The sequence below is a fragment of the Isoptericola sp. NPDC056578 genome (assembly GCF_042793275.1).
Taxonomy (GTDB): Bacteria; Actinomycetota; Actinomycetes; order Actinomycetales; family Cellulomonadaceae; genus Isoptericola.
Genome location: NZ_JBHTVC010000117.1, coordinates 1 through 1,904, shown reverse-complemented (window position 1 = coordinate 1,904; position 1,904 = coordinate 1). Strand labels below are relative to the sequence as shown.

Annotated in this window: 1 rRNA gene; it reads right to left on the bottom strand. The window is 57.9% G+C overall.

Annotation, left to right across the window (positions count from 1 at the left end):
• Positions 1-1,904: ribosomal RNA gene (locus ACFQ80_RS22550) — 23S ribosomal RNA — on the bottom strand; the annotation flags it as partial.

The window sequence follows — 1,904 nt, the reverse complement described above, 5'->3', positions numbered from 1 at the left end:
GCTGGGTGCCTTCACCCCACGAGGGGGATGGAAACCTCATCTTGAAGCAGGCTTCCCGCTTAGATGCTTTCAGCGGTTATCCCTTCCGAACGTAGCTAACCAGCCGTGCTCCTGGCGGAACAACTGGCACACCAGAGGTTCGTCCGTCCCGGTCCTCTCGTACTAGGGACAGCCCTTCTCAAGTTTCCTGCGCGCGCAGCGGATAGGGACCGAACTGTCTCACGACGTTCTAAACCCAGCTCGCGTACCGCTTTAATGGGCGAACAGCCCAACCCTTGGGACCTACTCCAGCCCCAGGATGCGACGAGCCGACATCGAGGTGCCAAACCATGCCGTCGATATGGACTCTTGGGCAAGATCAGCCTGTTATCCCCGGGGTACCTTTTATCCGTTGAGCGACGGCGCTTCCACAAGCCACCGCCGGATCACTAGTTCCGACTTTCGTCCCTGCTCGACCTGTCGGTCTCACAGTCAAGCTCCCTTGTGCACTTGCACTCGACACCTGATTGCCAACCAGGCTGAGGGAACCTTTGAGCGCCTCCGTTACATTTTGGGAGGCAACCGCCCCAGTTAAACTACCCACCAGGCACTGTCCCTGATCCGGATTACGGACCGAGGTTAGATGGTCGATGTGGCCAGAGTGGTATTTCAACGTTGACTCCTCCCGACCTGGCGGCCGGGATTCATAGTCTCCCACCTATCCTACACAAGCCACACCGAACACCAATACCAAGCTATAGTAAAGGTCCCGGGGTCTTTCCGTCCTGCTGCGCGTAACGAGCATCTTTACTCGTAGTGCAATTTCGCCGAGCTCGCGGTTGAGACAGCGGAGAAGTCGTTACGCCATTCGTGCAGGTCGGAACTTACCCGACAAGGAATTTCGCTACCTTAGGATGGTTATAGTTACCACCGCCGTTTACTGGGGCTTAAATTCTGGGCTTCACCGAAGTTGACCCGTCCTCTTAACCTTCCAGCACCGGGCAGGCGTCAGTCCGTATACATCGTCTTGCGACTTCGCACGGACCTGTGTTTTTAGTAAACAGTCGCTTCTCCCTGGTCTCTGCGGCCCTCCCCGCTTCCCACCGCAAGGGTGTTCACGGTTCGGGCCCCCCTTCTCCCGAAGTTACGGGGGCATTTTGCCGAGTTCCTTAACCACGATTCGCTCGATCGCCTTGGTATTCTCTACCTGACCACCTGAGTCGGTTTGGGGTACGGGCGGCTAGAACCTCGCGTCGAGGCTTTTCTTGGCAGCAGAGGATCACCCGTTTCCCGCATACGCGGTCACTATCAGTTCTCACCCTATGTGCTTCGCGGATTTGCCTACGAAGCGGGCTACAACCTTGGACGTGGACTACCATCGCCACGCCGGGCTACCTTCCTGCGTCACCCCTGTTAACACGCTTACCTACTACCGGTTCGGGTCCCACGCCGCGCCCGTCGGCGCCACCCGAAGGTGACTGTGACGGGTTTGGGATGGTTAGCATCACCGGGCTCGGTATGGGCGGTTCTTCGCCGGTAGGAGAATATCAACTCCTTGTCCATCGACTACGCCTGTCGGCCTCGCCTTAGGTCCCGACTTACCCAGGGCGGATTAACCTGGCCCTGGAACCCTTGGTCATTCGGCGGACGGGTTTCTCACCCGTCATTCGCTACTCATGCCTGCATTCTCACTCGTGTGGGCTCCACCACTAGGTCACCCTGCAGCTTCACTGCCCACACGACGCTCCCCTACCCACCCACACACCTGAACACCGATCAAGTCGGTGCTGGGTCATTGTGTGAGTGCCACGGCTTCGGCGGTGTACTTGAGCCCCGCTACATTGTCGGCGCGGAATCACTTGACCAGTGAGCTATTACGCACTCTTTCAAGGGTGGCTGCTTCTAAGCCAACCTCCTGGTTGTCT